Annotated in this window: 2 pseudogenes; both read left to right on the top strand. The window is 48.8% G+C overall.

The window, feature by feature from the left end:
* Window positions 1–299, top strand: a pseudogene (locus tag R7Q46_RS29145) (IS21 family transposase); the annotation flags it as partial.
* 11 nt (window positions 300–310) lie between these two features.
* Window positions 311–566 (top strand): annotated as a pseudogene (gene istB, locus R7Q46_RS29140) (IS21-like element ISVch3 family helper ATPase IstB); the annotation flags it as partial.

The raw sequence follows: 566 nt of genomic DNA, 5'->3' as shown, positions 1-566 counted from the left end.
TCAACTGGGGAGCCAATATAGGCCCAGCCACACGAGAAGTCGTCAATAAGATGCTCAACTCCAAGCCTCATCCAGAGCAGTCGTATCGCTCCTGCCTTGGGCTGCTCAATCTGAGTAAAGCGCATGGCGAATCGCGCTTAGAGCAAGCCTGTAAAGATGCGCTGATGCTGACAAAACCGAACTACACGTTCATCAACAATCTGCTGAAGAACAATCGTGAAGGACAACTGAGCAAAGACAACACGAGCACGCCGAACCTTGTTCACAGCAATGTTCGTGGCCCGAACTGTTATCACTAGGAGAAATACAAATGAACGCACTGAACGACCAACTCAAAACCCTCCGCTTGAGCCATGCAGTGAAAGCGTTAGAGCAGCAACAAGAACAACTGAGCACCTACGCAGAGCTGGACTTCGAGGAAAGGCTAAGCCTGCTTCTGGAAAGTGAAATCTTGAATCGCAATCAGACAAAAATCCAACGCTTAAAACGACAAGCCAAACTGAGAGTAGATGCTCAGCCGAGCCAACTCATCTACAAGGAGGGACGAAATCTCAATCGCAAACAGA

It is taken from the genome of Vibrio sp. 811 (assembly GCF_033339195.1).
Note: the sequence above shows the minus strand (reverse complement) of the source record. Positions and strands in the feature narration are given on the sequence as shown.